Source organism: Brevibacterium sp. UCMA 11752 (assembly GCF_021532235.1).
Taxonomy (GTDB): Bacteria; Actinomycetota; Actinomycetes; order Actinomycetales; family Brevibacteriaceae; genus Brevibacterium; species Brevibacterium antiquum.
Genome location: NZ_JACBOS010000003.1, coordinates 3,626,161 through 3,644,653, shown reverse-complemented (window position 1 = coordinate 3,644,653; position 18,493 = coordinate 3,626,161). Strand labels below are relative to the sequence as shown.

At 59.8% G+C, this 18,493-nt stretch carries 14 protein-coding genes and 2 rRNA genes; 6 read left to right on the top strand and 10 right to left on the bottom strand.

Annotated elements, in window-relative coordinates; genetic code table 11:
• Window positions 1–60: 60 nt before the first annotated feature.
• Window positions 61–549 carry a GNAT family N-acetyltransferase gene (locus tag HU144_RS16335; RefSeq protein WP_198398420.1) on the bottom strand — a complete coding sequence of 163 codons (489 nt, stop codon included), beginning with the start codon at window positions 547–549 and terminating at the stop codon, window positions 61–63.
• A gap of 84 nt (window positions 550–633) precedes the next feature.
• On the opposite strand from HU144_RS16335, the gene HU144_RS16330 reads away from it, so the two are divergent.
• Window positions 634–1,446, top strand: a complete 813-nt coding sequence (locus HU144_RS16330; RefSeq protein ID WP_198398419.1) for an exodeoxyribonuclease III — start codon at window positions 634–636, stop codon at window positions 1,444–1,446.
• A 37-nt stretch (window positions 1,447–1,483) separates the two neighbouring features.
• Here HU144_RS16330 and HU144_RS16325 read toward each other — a convergent pair whose 3' ends face one another.
• From HU144_RS16325 to HU144_RS16310, 4 genes are all read right to left on the bottom strand, one after another.
• Window positions 1,484–1,816, bottom strand: coding sequence for a DMT family transporter (locus HU144_RS16325; RefSeq protein WP_268825949.1), 333 nt, complete (start codon window positions 1,814–1,816; stop codon window positions 1,484–1,486).
• On the bottom strand, window positions 1,813–2,211 hold the full coding sequence (locus HU144_RS16320; RefSeq protein ID WP_235352222.1) for a DMT family transporter: 399 nt from the start codon (window positions 2,209–2,211) through the stop codon (window positions 1,813–1,815). Before HU144_RS16320 ends, HU144_RS16325 begins: the two co-directional genes overlap by 4 nt.
• Before the next feature lie 131 nt (window positions 2,212–2,342).
• On the bottom strand, window positions 2,343–2,585 hold the full coding sequence (locus HU144_RS16315; RefSeq protein ID WP_198398417.1) for a CstA-like transporter-associated (seleno)protein: 243 nt from the start codon (window positions 2,583–2,585) through the stop codon (window positions 2,343–2,345).
• 45 nt (window positions 2,586–2,630) lie between these two features.
• Entirely contained in the window at window positions 2,631–4,850 is a 2,220-nt protein-coding gene (locus tag HU144_RS16310; RefSeq protein ID WP_235352221.1) for a carbon starvation CstA family protein, read from the bottom strand.
• Between the two features lie 236 nt (window positions 4,851–5,086).
• Here HU144_RS16310 and trpS point away from each other — a divergent pair, with 236 nt between their 5' ends.
• Together trpS and HU144_RS16300 are read left to right on the top strand one after the other, a co-directional pair.
• Window positions 5,087–6,085, top strand: a complete 999-nt coding sequence (gene trpS / locus HU144_RS16305; RefSeq protein ID WP_235352220.1) for a tryptophan--tRNA ligase — start codon at window positions 5,087–5,089, stop codon at window positions 6,083–6,085.
• Between the two features lie 52 nt (window positions 6,086–6,137).
• Window positions 6,138–7,187 (top strand): App1 family protein, encoded by a 1,050-nt coding sequence (locus tag HU144_RS16300; protein WP_235352219.1) that lies wholly within the window; start codon window positions 6,138–6,140, stop codon window positions 7,185–7,187.
• A gap of 14 nt (window positions 7,188–7,201) precedes the next feature.
• Here HU144_RS16300 and HU144_RS16295 read toward each other — a convergent pair whose 3' ends face one another.
• The 5 genes from HU144_RS16295 to HU144_RS16275 all read right to left on the bottom strand — a co-directional run bounded on the left by HU144_RS16295 (window position 7,202) and on the right by HU144_RS16275 (window position 12,003).
• The gene (locus tag HU144_RS16295) at window positions 7,202–8,191 is read right to left on the bottom strand and encodes an NAD(P)H-dependent flavin oxidoreductase (protein WP_235352218.1); all 990 of its coding nucleotides are present in this window, start codon (window positions 8,189–8,191) and stop codon (window positions 7,202–7,204) included.
• Window positions 8,192–8,341: 150 nt separating this feature from the next.
• The gene (locus HU144_RS16290) at window positions 8,342–9,118 is read right to left on the bottom strand and encodes an enoyl-CoA hydratase (protein WP_235352217.1); all 777 of its coding nucleotides are present in this window, start codon (window positions 9,116–9,118) and stop codon (window positions 8,342–8,344) included.
• The gene (locus HU144_RS16285; protein WP_235352216.1) at window positions 9,115–10,173 is read right to left on the bottom strand and encodes an enoyl-CoA hydratase/isomerase family protein; all 1,059 of its coding nucleotides are present in this window, start codon (window positions 10,171–10,173) and stop codon (window positions 9,115–9,117) included. Before HU144_RS16285 ends, HU144_RS16290 begins: the two co-directional genes overlap by 4 nt.
• Before the next feature lies 1 nt (window position 10,174).
• The gene (locus HU144_RS16280; protein ID WP_235352215.1) at window positions 10,175–11,341 is read right to left on the bottom strand and encodes an acyl-CoA dehydrogenase family protein; all 1,167 of its coding nucleotides are present in this window, start codon (window positions 11,339–11,341) and stop codon (window positions 10,175–10,177) included.
• Between the two features lie 146 nt (window positions 11,342–11,487).
• Window positions 11,488–12,003, bottom strand: a complete 516-nt coding sequence (locus HU144_RS16275; protein WP_235352214.1) for a MarR family winged helix-turn-helix transcriptional regulator — start codon at window positions 12,001–12,003, stop codon at window positions 11,488–11,490.
• 52 nt (window positions 12,004–12,055) lie between these two features.
• Here HU144_RS16275 and HU144_RS16270 point away from each other — a divergent pair, with 52 nt between their 5' ends.
• From HU144_RS16270 to HU144_RS16260, 3 genes are all read left to right on the top strand, one after another.
• Window positions 12,056–12,730 (top strand): SOS response-associated peptidase, encoded by a 675-nt coding sequence (locus HU144_RS16270; RefSeq protein WP_232488775.1) that lies wholly within the window; start codon window positions 12,056–12,058, stop codon window positions 12,728–12,730.
• Window positions 12,731–13,340: 610 nt separating this feature from the next.
• Window positions 13,341–14,872: ribosomal RNA gene (locus tag HU144_RS16265) — 16S ribosomal RNA — on the top strand.
• Between the two features lie 436 nt (window positions 14,873–15,308).
• Window positions 15,309–18,421, top strand: a 23S ribosomal RNA gene (locus HU144_RS16260).
• The 16S and 23S rRNA genes sit together here, the layout of an rRNA operon.
• Window positions 18,422–18,493: the final 72 nt, after the last annotated feature.

Below are 18,493 nucleotides of genomic sequence, written 5' to 3'. Positions count from 1 at the left end.
GGCCGTCGGTCTGAGTTCTGCTGTTCCGGTCTCTGTTCGCTGGTCAGGCCAGTGCGTTCGTCACTCCTCGAGGAGTTTGAGCTCGAAGAACACGCGCGGATCTCCGGCACCCGCATAGTCTTCGATGAGTTCACCGGTGAACCCGAGTGAGGAATGGAACGAGATCGCTGCGGAAGAATCCGGCATGGTTGTGGCCTGCACCGATGAGACTCCCACGGTTCGCGAGTGTTCGATGAAGTGCTGGTACAGGTGACGACCGATTCCCTTATGTCGGAAATCCGATCGGGCGGCAACCAGGTGGATGTAGGAAGGGCCATCATGGGGGATGACGCCGAGCAGATAGCCGACGATCTCCGAACGGTATCTGGCCACCAGTCCCGATGTCACGAACTGGCGGAACCAGTAGGCATCGTGATCGCCGCTCAGGTCCCGGTCTCCCCAGAAGTTCTCCTGCGCACCGAGCAGGAACTCGCGCATCTCACGGGCGTCTACTTCGTCAAGCGGGCTGATGCTCAGCTGCTCAGAATCGAAAGTCTCGTCAACAGCCATTACGCCTCCTGAAATATGTTTCTTTCCATCACTCTATAACGCCCAAGCCCGTATGAGTAGTGCGCTCATGCCATGATAGAACACATGATTCGGATTGCATCAGTCAACGTCAACGGAGTTCGAGCAGCATGGAGAAAGGGGATGCCCACCTGGGTGGACAGTGCGAAACCCGACTTCATCACACTGCAGGAAGTCCGGGCCGCCAACGACATCGCCCTCAAAGTGCTCGAGGACACCGAGTACACCACGATCAGCCACGACGCCGAGGCGAAGGGACGCGCCGGAGTCGCCGTCATGGCACGCACGGAGCCGGCCGAGGTACGCGAAGGACTCGGTGCGGACGGGTACTTCGACCGCGCCGGCCGGTGGGTGGAAACGGACTACCGTCTCGGTGACGGGTCGCTGCTGACTCTCGTATCGGCCTACGTCCATTCCGGTGAGGTGGACACCCCCAAACAGGAGGACAAGTACCGCTTCCTCGACCGAATGACCGTGCGCCTGCCCGAACTCGCAGAGCACGCCGACCACGTGCTGGTCACCGGTGACCTCAACGTCTGCCACACCGAACGCGACCTGAAGAACTGGAAGGCCAACCGCAAGAAGGCGGGATTCCTGCCCGAGGAGCGCGCGTACTTCGACGGCTTCTTCGGCGATGTCGGCTTCGTCGACGTACACCGGAAGCTCAGCGGCGATGTCGACGGCCCCTACACCTGGTGGTCCATGCGCGGACAGGCGTTCGACAACAACGCCGGGTGGCGCATCGACTATCAGATGGCGACACCGGAACTTGCCCAGGCGGCAGTCAAGGCCACGGTCGACAAGGCTGACAGCTGGGCCGAACGCTGGTCCGATCACGCACCGCTCGTCATCGACTACGATCTCCCCGCACCGAAGTAGGCCGCAGACTGGTCGTCAAGGTGTGCGAGCTGGTCGTCTAGGTGTGCGAGGAGCCGAGTTCGATGAGCAGCACGCCGATGAGGATGAGACCGATGCCGAAGAGCATCTTCCGCGTCAGCTTCTCCTTGAACAGCGCGCGGCCGGCCAATGCCGTCAGAGCCACCCCGGTGGCGGCCCACATTCCGTAGGCCACGCCCAAGGGGATGCCTGTGCGCAGCGTCAGGCTGAGCAGGCTGAATGAGACGAGGTATCCAGCGGCGACTCCCGTGTACCACCATCTGCTGCCGCCGACCGATGCCATCCGCAGACAGATCGTGGCCGCGACCTCGAGGACGATTGCGATGGCGAGCAGAATCCATCCGATGATCATGACTCGCCTCCCGGCCCGGTCTGCGGTGGGTCTGTCTCGGTCTGCGGCGCGTTCGGGACAGTCTGATGCGCGTCGTCTTCGCGGTTGCCGACCTCGACGAGGATGACGCCGGCCATGATGAAGACGATTCCTGTGATCATGACGGGTGTGAGCGGTTCAGCGAAGAGGACGAGGGAGAGGATCGCGGTGAGTGCGACTCCCGCTGCGCCCCAGATTCCGTAGGCGATGCCCAGCGGCATACCGACGCGGAGGGTGAGGCTGAGGAAGACGAACGCTGCGGCATAGCCGAGGCCGACGAGGATATAGAGGGCGGGGGAGTCAAGAGCTCCCTTCAGCGCCAGGGTGCCGGTCACCTCGGCGAAGATGGCACCCATCAGAAACAGCCATTTGCGCACATGACAATTGTCGACCATGGTCTTCCGGCAGGGAAATCGGGCAGCTTCCTGTCACGCGAAGAGGCCCGGGTCTGTGCGGAGGAGTCTCCACACAGACCCGGGCCTCATTCAGGGCTCATCGGCGCTGAACCTCAGCAGCATCGAACCTTCGGATTGCGGTCCTGCTCATCGGTGAGGTCACGCCAGAACTCCTTCTCTCCCATGGCGCCCTCGCGAGTGCCGTGGCGGCGCTCGTAGGACTCCATGTAATGGATGTAGGCGTTCTCGCCCATGACCTCCTTGAGGTACCACAGGAGTCCTGCCGCGCCTCGGCGAAGCGATCCCCATGGGTCCTTCACGAGACGCTCGAGCGGATGTGTGCTTGCACTGGTCATGGTGTCTCTCCTTTCCGTGCCGCTGTCACGGCACATGGAACACGGTCACGGTCGTCTGTGCGGGGAACGCTCGTCCCACTGGGCCTGGACCTCGCGTTCGGCCTTCCGTGCGATGAGACCTGCCGGCGCAAATATCTTGGTCTCCGTGTAGGGCTCCTGGGAGGTGGGCAGCGATCCCTTCCTGATGGCTTCGATGGACTTCCACACGGCCATGATGACGACCATGGCAACGAGCAGTGCGAAGACGATGGAGAGAGTGCCCTGGACGAAGGTGTTGCGGACGACGGCATTCATCGCCGCCACGCCTTCGGTGTTGCCCAAGGAGGTCTCCCCGGCGGCCAAGGCGTCCTTGTAGGCGAAGTGCTGAGCCCAGTAGCCGAGGACGGGATCGGATGAGAAGATCTTCTGCCAGGACGCGGCCATGGTGACCACGAGGTCCCACACGAGCGGTATGCCGGGGATCCATGCCCAGCGGGCCAGACCCATCTTGCACACGATGGCGAATATCACCGCCAGCGCAATGGCGGCCAACAGCTGGTTGGAGATGCCGAAGAGCGGGAACAGCGTGTTGATGCCGCCGAGAGGGTCGGTGACTCCCATCAGCAGGATCGACCCCCAAGCCGCGACCATGATCGCCGTCGTCAGCCATGCGCCCGGGGTCCACGAAGGATCCCGGAACTTCTTCGAGAAGTTGCCGAGGGCGTCACTGAGCATGAAGCGGGCGACGCGGGTGCCGGCATCGATCGTGGTGAGGATGAACAGAGCCTCGAACATGACCGCGAAGTGGTACCAGAACGACATCCACGCGGGACCGCCGAAGATGTTGTGGAGGATGTGCGCCATGCCCATCGCCAAGGTCGGGGCGCCACCGGTGCGGGAGACGATGCTCTCTTCGCCGACGTCCTTGGCTGCCTGTTCGAGCACCTCGGGACTCGTCGCAACGCCGGACATGCCCAGTGAGTTGTTGATGAAGTCCGAGGCGCCCTGCGCTGTTCCACCCGTGAGCGGTTCGGCGGCGTTCATCGCGAAGTACAGACCCTTGTCGAGGCAGATTGCGGCCACCAGAGCCATGATGGCGACGAAGGACTCCATGAGCATTCCGCCGTAGCCGATGAGGCGGGCCTGGGATTCCTTCTCGATCAGCTTGGGCGTGGTGCCCGAGGAGATGAGCGCGTGGAATCCCGATAGGGCCCCGCAGGCGATGGTGATGAAGAGGAACGGGAACAGAGCTCCGGCGAAGGCAGGGCCCTCGGAGTTGAAGGCGAACTCGGTCACAGCCGGCATCTGCACACTCGGGTTGACGATGAGGATGCCGACAGCCAAGAGGATGATGGTGCCGATCTTCATGAAGGTCGACAGGTAGTCACGCGGTGCCAGCAGGACCCAGACCGGCAGCACAGCGGCGAGGAAGCCATAGATCATCAGGCACCAGGCCAGTGTCACCTTGTCGAGGTGGAAGAACTCCGACCACACGGGCGAGTTGTGAACCCAGCCGCCTGCCACGATGGCCAGGATCAGGAGGACGATGCCGATGACGGAGACCTCGACGACCTTGCCCGGACGCAGGTAGCGCATGTAGATGCCCATGAACACGGCGATGGGAATCGTCATGGCGATCGAGAAGACACCCCAGGGGCTCTCGGCCAGTGCGTTGATGATGACGACGCCGAGGACGGCGATGAGGATCACCATGATGAGGATGATGCCCAGCGAGGCGATGATTCCGCCTGTGCGACCAAGCTCATCGCGAGTCATCTGACCCAGCGAGCGGCCGTTGCGGCGCATCGAGAAGAACAGCACCAGATAGTCCTGGACGCCGCCGGCGACGATGACGCCGAGAACGATCCACAGAGTTCCGGGCAGGTAGCCCATCTGCGCGGCCAGGATCGGTCCGACCAGTGGCCCGGCACCAGAGATGGCGGCGAAGTGGTGGCCGAAGAGCACTCGGCGGTCGGTGGGTGCGAAGTCGCGTCCATTGTCATTGAGCTCTGCAGGCGTGGCCCGTTTCGGGTCAGGGCGGCAGATCTTCCATTCGATGAACTTGGCATAGAAGCGGAACGCGATGAGGTAGCTGCCCACGGCAGCGGCGACGAACCAGCTGGCCGACATCTCCTCTCCGCGCACGAACGCAACCATGGCCCATCCGGCGGCCGCGACCAACGCGATGACCACCCAGATGACGATCTTCACCGGAGTCCACCGTGGTTTCTCGACCACAGCCACCGGTGGCAGCCCTTCTTCGGTTCTGACGTATTCGACCGACAAGATTTCCTCCTCGTTGAGCTCGATGACTTCGCACCGAATCTTCATTGCCCATGACCAACGGTCACCGGCCGAACAAGACTGTTGACCGAACCATGTGAGATACCTCGATGAATCATGTGATCTGCATCGTCACTATACCGTTTGCCGGGGGTGCGGAGGTGGCTGAGGTCACCCGAGTCCTCGGCTCGCACGGGGTGGTCTGCGATGACGCGGGGTTGAAGTGGCATTATGGTCCTATGATGACTTCTTCTCTGCCACGCACCGTTTCCGGCATCCAGGCCACCTCTGATTCACTGCACCTGGGTAACTACATCGGAGCTCTGCAGCAGTTCGTGGTGCATCAGGAGTCACACGATGCCTTCTACTTCATCGCGAACATGCACGCGATCACCGTCGAACAGGACCCCAGCGACCTGCGTGAGCGCACCCTGCGCACTGCTGCGCAGTTCATTGCGGCGGGTATCGATCCGGAGAAGTCGACGATCTTCGTCCAGTCGCAGGTCCCGGCACACCCGCAGCTGTCATGGGTCCTCGAATGCACCACGTCGATGGGCGAGGCGAGCCGGATGACGCAGTTCAAGGACAAGTCGGCCAAGCAGGATCATGTGTCCCTGGGTCTGCTCACCTACCCAGCGCTGATGGCCGCCGACATCCTCCTCTACAACCCGCAGATGGTGCCCGTCGGCGAGGATCAGCGCCAGCATCTCGAGCTGACCAGAAACTTGGCCGAACGCTTCAACTATCGGTTCGGAGAGACCTTCGTCGTTCCTGAGGCGCAGATCCTCAAGGCCACCGCGAAGATCTACGACCTGCAGAACCCCTCGTCGAAGATGTCGAAGTCCCTGCCCAGCCCGCTGGGCCGCATCGACCTCCTCGACGACGCAAAGTCACTGACGAAGAAGATCAAGTCCGCCGTCACCGACGATGGCAAGGAGATCGCCTACGACCCGGAGTCCAAGCCCGGAGTCTCGAACCTGCTCACGATCTACTCCTCCCTGACCTCGCGGTCGGTCGATGACATCGTCGCAGAGTACGAGGGCAAGATGTACGGTCACCTCAAGGTCGATCTGGCAGAGATCGCCGTCGAAGCCCTCACCCCTGTGCGAGAGCGCACCAATGAGCTCCTGCAGGACCGGGCGCAGCTCCAGGCCATCCTCGATTCGGGTGCGGCGAAGGCCAATGAGATCGCCGAGGTGACCCTGCGAGAGGTCTATGACAAGGTCGGCTTCGTCTGAGCCGACTGCAACCCGATCCGACCTGACGTGCGATGAGTGTGAAGGAAGAACCGTGGCGAAGAAGAAGCCCGAAGAGGGACCGCTGAACCTCACCCCGGACATGCTGCACACCGCGGCACGGATGGAAGACCGGCTCAACAGCTGGCTGCAGAACCGCGCCACCGATCACACCTATCAGCGCACAGTCATCGCCTATGACACCTATGGCGGCACCGGGTGGGTGAGAGTGCTCGGACGTTTGGTCCTGACCCCGACCGGTCAGCCTGCGGCGGACGTGCAGGCGAGCATTCGGGGATGGAAGTCCTTCGTCAGTGTGCCTCTGCCCAACGACACGGCCTGGGTCCGCGTCAATGACGAAGAGCACATGGTCACCGCTGATAGGGGCGGCATCATCGACACTGTCATTCCTGGTGACTTTCAGCCCGGTGAGACGGAGATCGAACTGTGGACCGATGGCTCGCTCGTCGATTCCGCTGCCGTGCGGATCATCGGCGAGGACACGACGTTCGGCATCATCTCCGATATCGATGACACGGTCATGGTCACCTCACTGCCGCGACCATTTCTTGCCGCGTGGAACACCTTCGTCCTCAGCGAGCATGCCAGGTCGCCTGTGGCGGGAATGGCTGTGCTCTATGACCGGATCACCTATATGCGCCCGAATTCTCCGATGGTCTATCTGTCGACGGGAGCGTGGAATTCGGCCCTGACGATCAAGAGGTTCCTCTCTCGCAACCTCTACCCGATGGGGCCTCTGCTGCTCACCGATTGGGGGCCGACGACGACTCGCGTCTTCCGTTCGGGTAAGGAGCACAAACGCAACTCTCTGGAGCGCCTGTCGCGTGAGTTCCCGTGGATGAAATGGCTGCTGATCGGCGACGACGGTCAGAAGGACGAAGAGGTCTACGGAGAGTTCGTCGACAACCACCCCGACAATGTCGCCGCAGTCGCGATCCGGCAGCTCACCGTCGGGGAAGCGGTCTGGGCAGGTGGTCGTTCGAAGCGCCACGGTCGCGGCCAGGGCGTGCCGTGGATCTATGCCCCGGACGGTGCAGGTCTGTCTTCGCGCCTGACCGAACGGGGCATCATCTCCACGATCTGAGAGTTCGGTGCGGCTCAGCCGACGCCGACAGCCGTATTCAGGCGAGCGTCGAGCTCTGTCTTCGCGGCCTCGAACTGCGCGGCAAGACTGTCGACGAGTTCGGCAGCGGTGCTTTTCTCGTGGAGCACGCCGATGCCCTGACCCGAGCCCCAGATGTCCTTCCACGCCTTCGAGTCCGACCCTTCCTTCGTGCCGAAGTCCATCTTCGTCGGGTCGGCCTCGGGAAGATCGTCGGGGTCGAGTCCCGAGGCAGTGATCGAACCGCGCAGGTAGTTGCCCTTGACTCCGGTGAAGTAGCTGGAGTAGACGACGTCCTCGGCAGCGGAGTCGACGATCATCTGCTTGTAGTCGTCGGTGACGTTGGCCTCTGCCGTCGACAGGAAGGCCGAGCCCACATAGGCGCAGTCGGCGCCGGCGGCCAGTGCTGCGAGGACCGAGCGGCCGTGTGCAATTGCGCCTGAGAGCAGCAGCGGACCGTCGAACCAGGATCGGATCTCCTGGACCAGCGCGAATGGGGAGAGCGCTCCGGCATGTCCACCGGCACCGGCGGCCACGGCGATGACGCCGTCGGCGCCCTTCTCCACGGCTTTGTTCGCGAACTTGTTGTTGATGACGTCATGGAGGACGATTCCGCCGTAGGAGTGCACGGCCTCGTTGACCTCTTCACGTGCGCCCAACGACGTGATCACGATGGGCACCTGGTGGCGGACCACCTCGGCGAGGTCGGCTTCCAAACGGTTGTTCGAGCGGTGAACGATGAGGTTCACGGCAAACGGTGCCGCCGGACGATCGGGATTCGCTGCGGTGAACGCGTCGTTGCTCTCTCGGATCTCGTCGAGCCAGTCGGTGAGCATCGAGGCCGGACGGGCATTGAGGGTGGGGAAGGAACCGATGATGCCGGCTTGGCACTGGGCCTTGACCAGGTCGGGGCCCGATGCGATGAACATGGGGGAGCCGAGCACCGGAAGCCGCAGCTGGGGGAGAATATTGGCGAAAGAATTCATTGTGCCTCCTTTGGGTGGATGAACGTTTCCACTCTAACTGAACGATTGTTAAAAGGGATCATGTGACCGAATACGCCGATGGCGCAGACGAGTTCACCTCGCCTGCGCCATCGGTGCAGCCGTGTGCGGACTGCTGCGTCGTGCGGTGGATCAGGAATCCGTGAAGTTCGCGTCCCGCTTCTCGACGAATGCGGCCATTCCCTCGGACTGGTCGTTCGTGGCCAGGGAGGAGTGGAAGAGACGACGTTCGTAGCGCAGTCCCTGCTCGAGCGTCGTTTCGAATGCAGTATTGACCGCCTCTTTCACCATCGCCGAGGCGATGCGGGACTTCGACGCGATCGTCTGTGCGATCTCGTTGGCCGTTGCAAGCAGTTCCTCGGGTTCGACGATACGTGCGACGAGGCCCGAGCGCTCGGCCTCCTCTGCGTCCATCATGCGTCCGGTCAGGCACATGTCCATGGACTTGGCCTTGCCGATTGCGCGAGTCAGACGCTGGGATCCGCCCATACCGGGGAGGACGCCGAGGTTGATCTCGGGCTGGCCGAACTTCGCTTTCGTCGACGCGATGAGGATGTCGCCCATCATCGCCAGCTCACAGCCGCCGCCGAGCGCGAAGCCGTTGACCGCGGTGATGACCGGTTTGCGCACGTCAGTCAGGCGGGTCCAGCCGGCGAACCAGTCGGCCTTGAACGCGGTGGCGAAGTCGAGATCGGACATCTCCTTGATGTCGGCGCCCGCGGCGAAGGCCTTGCCGCTGCCGGTGATGATGATGGCCTTGACCTCATCGTCGGCATCGAATGCGGCGGCCGCGTCGGTGACGTCGGTGAGCACCTGCATGTTCAACGCGTTGAGAGCCTTCGGGCGATCGAGCGTGATGGTGGCAACACCCTGGTCGACGGATGTGAGGATTGTTTCGTAGTTGCTCATGCGAACACCTTCTCTTCGTGATCGGTGGTGAGGATGTCGTTGACGCTTTCGTCGCTGACCTCGTCGAATGCGGACGGGGACCATTGCGGGTTGCGGTCCTTGTCGATGACCTGCGCCCGGATGCCCTCCTTGAGGTCGGGGCGGCGCGTCAGCGCAACGGCTGCGCGGTAGTCCTGTTCGAGGACCTCGGCCAGGGACATGTCTCCGGCCTTGCGCACGGCGGCCAGGGTCACCTTCACCGAGGTGGGTGCCTTGGTCCCGATCAGCTTCCCGGCGGCATTGGCATCAGGGTTCTCATGTGCGGTCAGCGCCGCGACGATGTCCTCTGCCCGGTCCCCGGTATAGCATTCGTCGATCCAGCCTGCTGCCTCGGCGAGTTCGTTCTCCGGTGCATCGGCGGCGTAGCGGTTGATCACCGTTTCCACGTCGCCGCCTGCTTCGAGGTCGGCGATGAGTCCTGGCACATCAGCGTCGGGCACGTAGTAGTCGGCCAGTCCCATGGCCAGCGCGGCTCCTGCTCCGACCGGCAGTCCTGTCAGCGCCAGATGGGTGCCGAGCTCGCCCGGCGCATTGGCCAGCAGATGTGTGCCGCCGACGTCGGGGAACAGTCCGATGCCGGTCTCCGGCATCCCGATCTTGGTGGAGTCGGTGACGATGCGGTGGGAGCCGTGGCCGGAGATTCCGACGCCGCCGCCCATGGTGATGCCGTTCATGATGACGACATAGGGCTTGGGGAATTCGGAGATCTCGTGGTTCATCTTGTATTCGCGATTCCAGAACCGGGCGTTCTCATCGGTGCCGGCCACAATGTCGTTGTAGACGGCCTTGATGTCGCCGCCGGCGCACAGGCCGCGTTCGCCGCGTCCGGTGACCAGCACGGTCTTGATCGTGTCGTCATCGCGCCAGCTCTTCAGAGCGTCATCGATGGCACCCACCATTTCCTGGCTCAGCGCGTTGATCAGCTTCGGCCTGTTGAGCTCTATCCGGCCCACTCCGTTGGTGATCGAGGTGATCACCGATGCTTCCGTCGGCGGTGCCGCGGTCTCTGTCGTCATATCAGCCCACTCCTGTGCTCTTGCGCGAAATGATCACGCGCATGATTTCGTTGGTGCCTTCCAGAATCTGGTGGACGCGCAGATCACGCACCAGCTTCTCAATTCCATACTCTGTCAGATAACCGTAGCCGCCGTGCAACTGGAGTGCCTTGTTGGCCACCTCGAAGCCGGAGTCGGTCGCGGTGAGCTTGGCCATTGCTGAGAGCAGTGAGGTGTTCGGGTCGCCCGCGTCGTAGGCGCTGGCGGCGCGCCACAGGAGGGAACGAGCTGCCTCGAGCTTCGTCTGCATCTCTGCGACGTCGAAGCGCAGGGCTTGGAAAGCGGAGAGCTGCTCGCCGAAGGCCTGCCGTTCGCCCATGTAGGCGATGGTCTTCTCCAGGGCGGCCTGTCCGCCGCCCAGAGAGCAGGCGCCGATGTTGAGCCGGCCGCCGTCGAGGCCGGACATGGCGATCTTGAAGCCCTGCCCGGGGTTGCCAAGGAGATTCTCCTTCGGCACGCGGACGTTTTCCATGATGACCTGTCGGGTCGGCTGAGCTCGCCATCCCATCTTCTGTTCGTTGGGGCCGAAGGAGAGACCCTCCATACCCTTTTCGAGGATGAATGCGGAGATTCCGCGCGATCCGTCCTGGCCGGTACGCGCCATCACCAGGTACGTTTCGCTGGTGCCAGCGCCAGAGATAAACTGCTTGACGCCGTTGAGGACATAGGAGTCACCGTCCTCCCTCGCCGAGGTGCGCAGAGCGGCCGCGTCGGAACCGGCGTTGGGTTCGGTGAGGCAGTAGCTGCCGAGGTGTTCCATCGAGACGAGCTTCGAGAGGTACTTCTCCTTCTGCGGGGCGTCTCCGTACTTGTCGATCATCCACGCCACCATGTTGTGGATGGAGATGTATGCGGCGACCGAGGGACAGGCGGTCGACATGGCCTCGAAGATGAGGGCTGCATCCATGCGCCCCATCCCCGTGCCCCCGGCTTCTTCGCTGACGTAGATTCCGCCCATGCCCAGGTCGGCCGACCTCTTGATGACGTCGACGGGGAAGTGGTGGTCGGCGTCCCATTCCAGAGCATGCGGTGCGATCTCGGAATCGGCGAATTCGCGCACCATGCCGGAGATAGTCTGTTGTTCTTCGGTGAGACCGAACGGCAGGGCAGCTGCTGTGCTGCGGGACATGGTTCCTCCACGGTTTGGGCTATTCACGATTGAGGCTTGTCGCATACGTGATGACGTTCACCACGATACGGAGAAATTACTTGGACGTCCAACTAATTTCGCGCAGCCGGTTCGTCGACGAGTCGGTCAGCAGAAGGGCGACAGGCTCAGGCGTGGTCCTCGAGCTCGGACCGAAGCGATTCGAGATGGGGGAGGAGCCCGCCGAGATCGGTCCCGGCCAGCGCAGGTGAGCTGAAGACCTCGTCATTGAGGGCGGCGGTGGCGCGTGAAGAGAGTTCCCGACCGGTCTCGGTGAGATCGACGAGCGTTGTGCGACGGTCATCGGGGTGGCTGCGTCTCTTCACGAGACCGGCCTTCTCGAGTCGATCGACCGAATTCGTCGTCGATGTGGCGTGGACCTGAAGACGCGCAGAGATCTTCGACATCGGCAGTGTCCCCGACTTGGTGAAGGACAGAAGGGTGAGGACTTCATACCGTGAGAACGTCAGCGCAAATGGTTTGAGGGCCGCATCGACCTTGGCGAGGAACAGCTGATGGACTCTCATCACAGAGATCACAGTCGTCATGCCATCGGTGGAATCTTTCCAACCGTGCGCGAGCCACTGTTTCCTGGACTCCTCGATCGGGTCGAGTCTGCTCGTTGCTGTCTTTTCCGCCGCCATTGTCGACAGTGTAGTGAAGTGAGAAGATAAGCGCATGTGTGGTCGACTCAATATGTCCCTCGATCCGGCAGATCTCGCCGATGAGCTCCGTCTTGACGTCATCTCCTACGACTACACGCCCAGATACAACGTGCCGCCGGGGTCATTCGTGCCGATCGTCGTCGAACGACTCGATGATGAAGGACAGCTGACACGTCGACTGGAGACCGCTTCGTGGGGGCTGGTCCCGGGATGGGCGAAGGACACGAAGATCGGCTTCAAGGCTTTCAATGCCCGTTCGGAGACCGTCCTCGAAAAGCCGATGTTCAGACAGTCCATCAAGAGGCGTCGTTGCGCTCTTCCGATTCCCGGCTATTACGAGTGGGAGACAACAGAGGACGGAAAGCAGCCGTGGATGATGTCAGCAGCTGGTGATGACCCGCTGTTCATGGCCGGCCTGTTCGAGTTCTGGAAGCAGCCTGATCAATCCTGGTTGGTGTCGACGACGATCCTGACGATGGAAGCGGCGGGACATCTGCGTGATGTTCACCATCGGATGCCGGTCTTCCTCAACCGTGGGGGTGTCGATGAATGGATCGATCCAGCGGTGCCGAGTGCCGAGGTCCCCCCACTCTTGGAAACGACACTCTCGCAAGTCGACCCCGCGAGCGTGACGCGACATCAGGTGGGCAAGAGCGTGGGCAACGTTCGCAACGACGGCCCAGAACTCATCACTCCAGTCGGTTGACCGGCAACTGCAGGGTCGCGCGAAACCGCGGAAGATCTACGGTTCGGCTCCTGCGGCACAGCGGTCGCCGCGAAGACTTGACCCGCCGCTGCGGGAGAGTCGAACGGGTCAGCATCATGAGGTGTATGCGGCAGAATCCACTCGTTTTGCACACCCCGCCAGATGTGTGTAGTGTGTACCGAGTTGCCAGCCCGCAAGGAACGGCAACGGTCACTCTGACCAGGTTTGATCCCGGCAAATTGAAGATGAACTTCAAGTTGCGAAGGTCCAAACAACACTGTAGAGTGGATATCCGCTGGTACGGCGGGCCGCAAGGCAGAAAGTACACAATTGAAACTGACACCCCCGGTGTACGCCGCCATGTTTGATGGTGTGTGGTGACGGGTGAGTGTGTGTGGTTTGAGAATCCAATAGCGTATTTGTTTGAACAGATAGTGATGCCAGAAACATTATTTCTGGTAAGACAATCACATGTTCACACACAAGTCACGGCCCCCTCGCCGGGGTGGTGACGCCAGCGTGTGTGAACATGATTTTTTTAAGCTGACCGCGGTCACCCCGTGACCGTAGTGTTGGCTGTCTTGCTGGGATTCATTCGTAACATAATTTTTTTATGGAGAGTTTGATCCTGGCTCAGGACGAACGCTGGCTGCGTGCTTAACACATGCAAGTCGAACGCTGAAGCCCGCAGCTTGCTGTGGGTGGATGAGTGGCGAACGGGTGAGTAACACGTGAGTAACCTGCCCCCGACTTCGGGATAAGCCCGGGAAACTGGGTCTAATACCGGATATGACCAACGCTCGCATGAGTGTTGGTGGAAAGTTTTTTCGGTTGGGGATGGGCTCGCGGCCTATCAGTTTGTTGGTGAGGTAATGGCTCACCAAGACGACGACGGGTAGCCGGCCTGAGAGGGCGACCGGCCACACTGGGACTGAGACACGGCCCAGACTCCTACGGGAGGCAGCAGTGGGGAATATTGCACAATGGGGGAAACCCTGATGCAGCGACGCAGCGTGCGGGATGACGGCCTTCGGGTTGTAAACCGCTTTCAGCAGGGAAGAAGCCCCTTGGGGTGACGGTACCTGCAGAAGAAGTACCGGCTAACTACGTGCCAGCAGCCGCGGTAATACGTAGGGTACAAGCGTTGTCCGGAATTATTGGGCGTAAAGAGCTCGTAGGTGGTTGGTCACGTCTGCTGTGGAAACGCAACGCTTAACGTTGCGCGTGCAGTGGGTACGGGCTGACTAGAGTGCAGTAGGGGAGTCTGGAATTCCTGGTGTAGCGGTGAAATGCGCAGATATCAGGAGGAACACCGGTGGCGAAGGCGGGACTCTGGGCTGTAACTGACACTGAGGAGCGAAAGCATGGGGAGCGAACAGGATTAGATACCCTGGTAGTCCATGCCGTAAACGTTGGGCACTAGGTGTGGGGGACATTCCACGTTCTCCGCGCCGTAGCTAACGCATTAAGTGCCCCGCCTGGGGAGTACGGTCGCAAGGCTAAAACTCAAAGGAATTGACGGGGGCCCGCACAAGCGGCGGAGCATGCGGATTAATTCGATGCAACGCGAAGAACCTTACCAAGGCTTGACATACACCAGACCGTCCTGGAAACAGGTCCTCCTCTTTGAGGTTGGTGTACAGGTGGTGCATGGTTGTCGTCAGCTCGTGTCGTGAGATGTTGGGTTAAGTCCCGCAACGAGCGCAACCCTCGTTCTATGTTGCCAGCACGTGATGGTGGGAACTCATAGGAGACTGCCGGGGTCAACTCGGAGGAAGGTGGGGATGACGTCAAATCATCATGCCCTTTATGTCTTGGGCTTCACGCATGCTACAATGGCTGGTACAGAGAGATGCGAGACCGCGAGGTTTTAGCGAATCCCTTAAAGCCAGTCTCAGTTCGGATCGTAGTCTGCAATTCGACTACGTGAAGTCGGAGTCGCTAGTAATCGCAGATCAGCAACGCTGCGGTGAATACGTTCCCGGGCCTTGTACACACCGCCCGTCAAGTCACGAAAGTCGGTAACACCCGAAGCCGGTGGCCCAACCCTTGTGGAGGGGGCCGTCTAAGGTGGGACTGGCAATTGGGACTAAGTCGTAACAAGGTAGCCGTACCGGAAGGTGCGGCTGGATCACCTCCTTTCTAAGGAGCACACATCAGAACCCCAAGGCAGCATCCATTCGTGATGCTGGTTGGGCAGCTCAAGGGTGGAACATCCCTATCTGGCTCGTCCACACAGCGGTCTTCGAGGTATGTGCCTCGTGTGAGCGTGTTGGTGGGTGGATATGAATGAATACGTTATTGGGTCCTGGAATCACAGGCCCCACACAACACAGTCCTTCTTTGTGGCTGCGAGTGTGTGTGGTGTGGTGGTTTCATCTAACGGACCGACCCAGACCATAGTCACAGCGCTTCGTCGTTGTGGGTGTGGGTGGTGTTTGGTAGTGGTTTGAGAATCGTATAGTGGACGCGAGCATCAACAACACACCAGTGGTGTGTTGTTATGTAATGTGATTTTTCTTGTGAAATCCGAAAGTGTTTTTTTCGCGCACACAATCATCGACCATGAAAGTGGTTGGTATGAGTGTGTAAGAGCGCATGGTGGATGCCTTGGCATCAGGAGCCGATGAAGGACGTGGAAATCTGCGATAAGCCTCGGGGAGCCGATAAACGGGCTGTGATCCGAGGGTCTCCGAATGGGGAAACCCCGCCACATGAGAGTGTGGTGACCCGCATCTGAATATATAGGATGTGTGGAGGGAACGCGGGGAAGTGAAACATCTCAGTACCCGTAGGAAGAGAAAATAAAATATGATTCCGGGAGTAGTGGCGAGCGAAACTGGAAGAGCCTAAACCGTGTCAGTGTCAAGCGTGCTGGTGTTGCTGACAGGGTGTTGTGGGGTATGCGTGTCTCACCCAGCATGGTGGGGACGTTGATGTGTGTTGCGTGTAGTCGAAGCTGGTGGGAAACAGTACCGCAGTGGGTGAGAGTCCCGTAGACGAAACATGTGACCCCGACGTTGTGCATGTCCCCGAGTAGCACGGTACTCGTGGAATGTCGTGTGAATCTGCCAGGACCACCTGGTAAGGCTAAATACTTCCTGATGACCGATAGCGGATAGTACCGTGAGGGAATGGTGAAAAGTACCCCGGGAGGGGAGTGAAATAGTACCTGAAACCATGTGCTTACAATCCGTCAGAGCCTCCTTGTTGGGGTGATGGCGTGCCTTTTGAAGAATGAGCCTGCGAGTTAGCGGTGCGTGGCGAGGTTAACCCGAGAGGGGTAGTCGTAGCGAAAGCGAGTCCGAATAGGGCGAATGAGTCGCGTGTCCTAGACCCGAAGCGGAGTGATCTAGCCATGGGCAGGGTGAAGCGTGTGTAAGAGCGCGTGGAGGCCCGCACCCACTTCAGTTGAAAATGGAGGGGATGACCTGTGGTTAGGGGTGAAAGGCCAATCAAACTCTGTGATAGCTGGTTCTCCCCGAAATGCATTTAGGTGCAGCGTTGCGTGGTTCTTGCCGGAGGTAGAGCTACTGGATGGCTGATGGGCCCCACCGGGTTACTGACGTCAACTAAACTCCGAATGCCGGTAAGGTTCAGCGTGGCAGTGAGACAGTGGGGGATAAGCTTCATTGTCGAGAGGGAAACAGCCCAGACCATCAACTAAGGCCCCTAAGCGTGTGCTAAGTGGGAAAGGATGTTCAGTTGCGAAGACAACCAGGAGGTTGGCTTAGAAGCAGCCATCCTTGAAAGAGTGCGTAATAGCTCACTGGTCAAGTGATTGAGCGCCGATAATGTAGCGGGGCTAAGTACACCGCCGAAGTTGTGGCAGCACCCCTGAAGCCGTAATGGTGGGGTGTTGGGTAGGGGAGCGTCGTGCTGGCAGTGAAGTCGCCGTGTGAACGAGTGGTGGAGCCGGTACGAGTGAGAATGCAGGCATGAGTAGCGAAAGACGGGTGAGAAACCCGTCCACCGGATGACCAAGGGTTCCAGGGCTAGGCTAATCCGCCCTGGGTAAGTCGGGACCTAAGGCGAGGCCGACAGGCGTAGTCGATGGACAACCAGTTGATATTCTGGTACCGACATTCAACCGTCAATACCAAAACACATGATACTAACTTTCTGGCTCGTCCTTTGCGTCTTCGGATGTGATGTTGGCGAGTTGGCAAGGACCTGAGTGTGGAGTCGGTAAGCGCGAGGTGTGACGCAGGAAGGTAGCCAGGCCACGCGATGGTAGTCGTGGTCTAAGGTCGTAGCACGTGGGGGTAGGTAAATCCGTCCCCACTTTGAGTGTGAGAGCTGATGGGCGCCCCATTTTGGTGGGGTGATCTGGTGATCCTATGCTGCCGAGAAAAGCATCGGCGTGAGGTTGTGTGTTGCCCGTACCCTATAACCGACACAGGTGGTCAGGTAGAGAATACTAAGGTGATCGAGAGAATCGTGGTTAAGGAACTCGGCAAAATGCCCCCGTAACTTCGGGAGAAGGGGGACCATCCCGGTGAACAGGACTTGCTCCTGGATGTGCTGGTGGTGGTCGCAGAGGCCAGAGAGAAGCGACTGTTTATTAAAAACACAGGTCCGTGCGAAGATGTAAGTCGATGTATACGGACTGACGCCTGCCCGGTGCTGGAAGGTTAAGAGGACTCGTTAACCCTTTTGGGGGTGAAGCGGAGAATTTAAGCCCCAGTAAACGGCGGTGGTAACTATAACCATCCTAAGGTAGCGAAATTCCTTGTCGGGTAAGTTCCGACCTGCACGAATGGCGTAACGACTTCTCTGCTGTCTCAACCACGAACTCGGCGAAATTGCATTACGAGTAAAGATGCTCGTTACGCGCAGCAGGACGGAAAGACCCCGAGACCTTCACTATAGTTTGGTATTGGGATTCGGTGTGGTTTGTGTAGGATAGGTGGGAGACTGTGAGACTATCACGCTAGTGGTGGTGGAGTCGTCAAGTGAAATACCACTCTGACTATACTGGATTTCTTAACTTCGGACCCTGATCGGGTTCAGGGACAGTGCCTGATGGGTAGTTTAACTGGGGCGGTTGCCTCCTAAAGAGTAACGGAGGCGCCCAAAGGTTCCCTCAGCCTGGTTGGCAATCAGGTGTCGAGTGTAAGTGCACAAGGGAGCTTGACTGTGAGACGGACGTGTCGAGCAGGAGCGAAAGCTGGGACTAGTGACCCGGCCATGGCTTGTGGAAGCGTGGTCGCTCAACGGATAAAAGGTACCTCGGGGATAACAGGCTGATCTTGCCCAAGAGTCCATATCGACGGCATGGTTTGGCACCTCGATGTCGGCTCGTCGCATCCTGGGGCTGTAGTCGGTCCCAAGGGTTGGGCTGTTCGCCCATTAAAGCGGTACGCGAGCTGGGTTTAGAACGTCGTGAGACAGTTCGGTCCCTATCCGCTGCGTGCGTAGGAAATTTGTGGAGGCCTGTCCTTAGTACGAGAGGACCGGGACGGACGAACCTCTGGTGTGCCAGTTGTACCGCCAGGTGCATGGCTGGTTGGCTACGTTCGGGAAGGATAACCGCTGAAAGCATCTAAGCGGGAAGCCTGCTTCGAGATGAGATTTCCAACCCCATTGTGGGGGTGAGGTGTCCTATAGATTATGGGTTTGATAGGCCGGGTATGGAAGCACTGTGAGGTGTGGAGTTGACTGGTACTAATACGCCGATCACTCATACAACCATTTTGTTGGTTGGTGTGTGCGAGTAACGTTTACGGGTTTTATAAGACTTAACGGGTCATGTTGCATGAT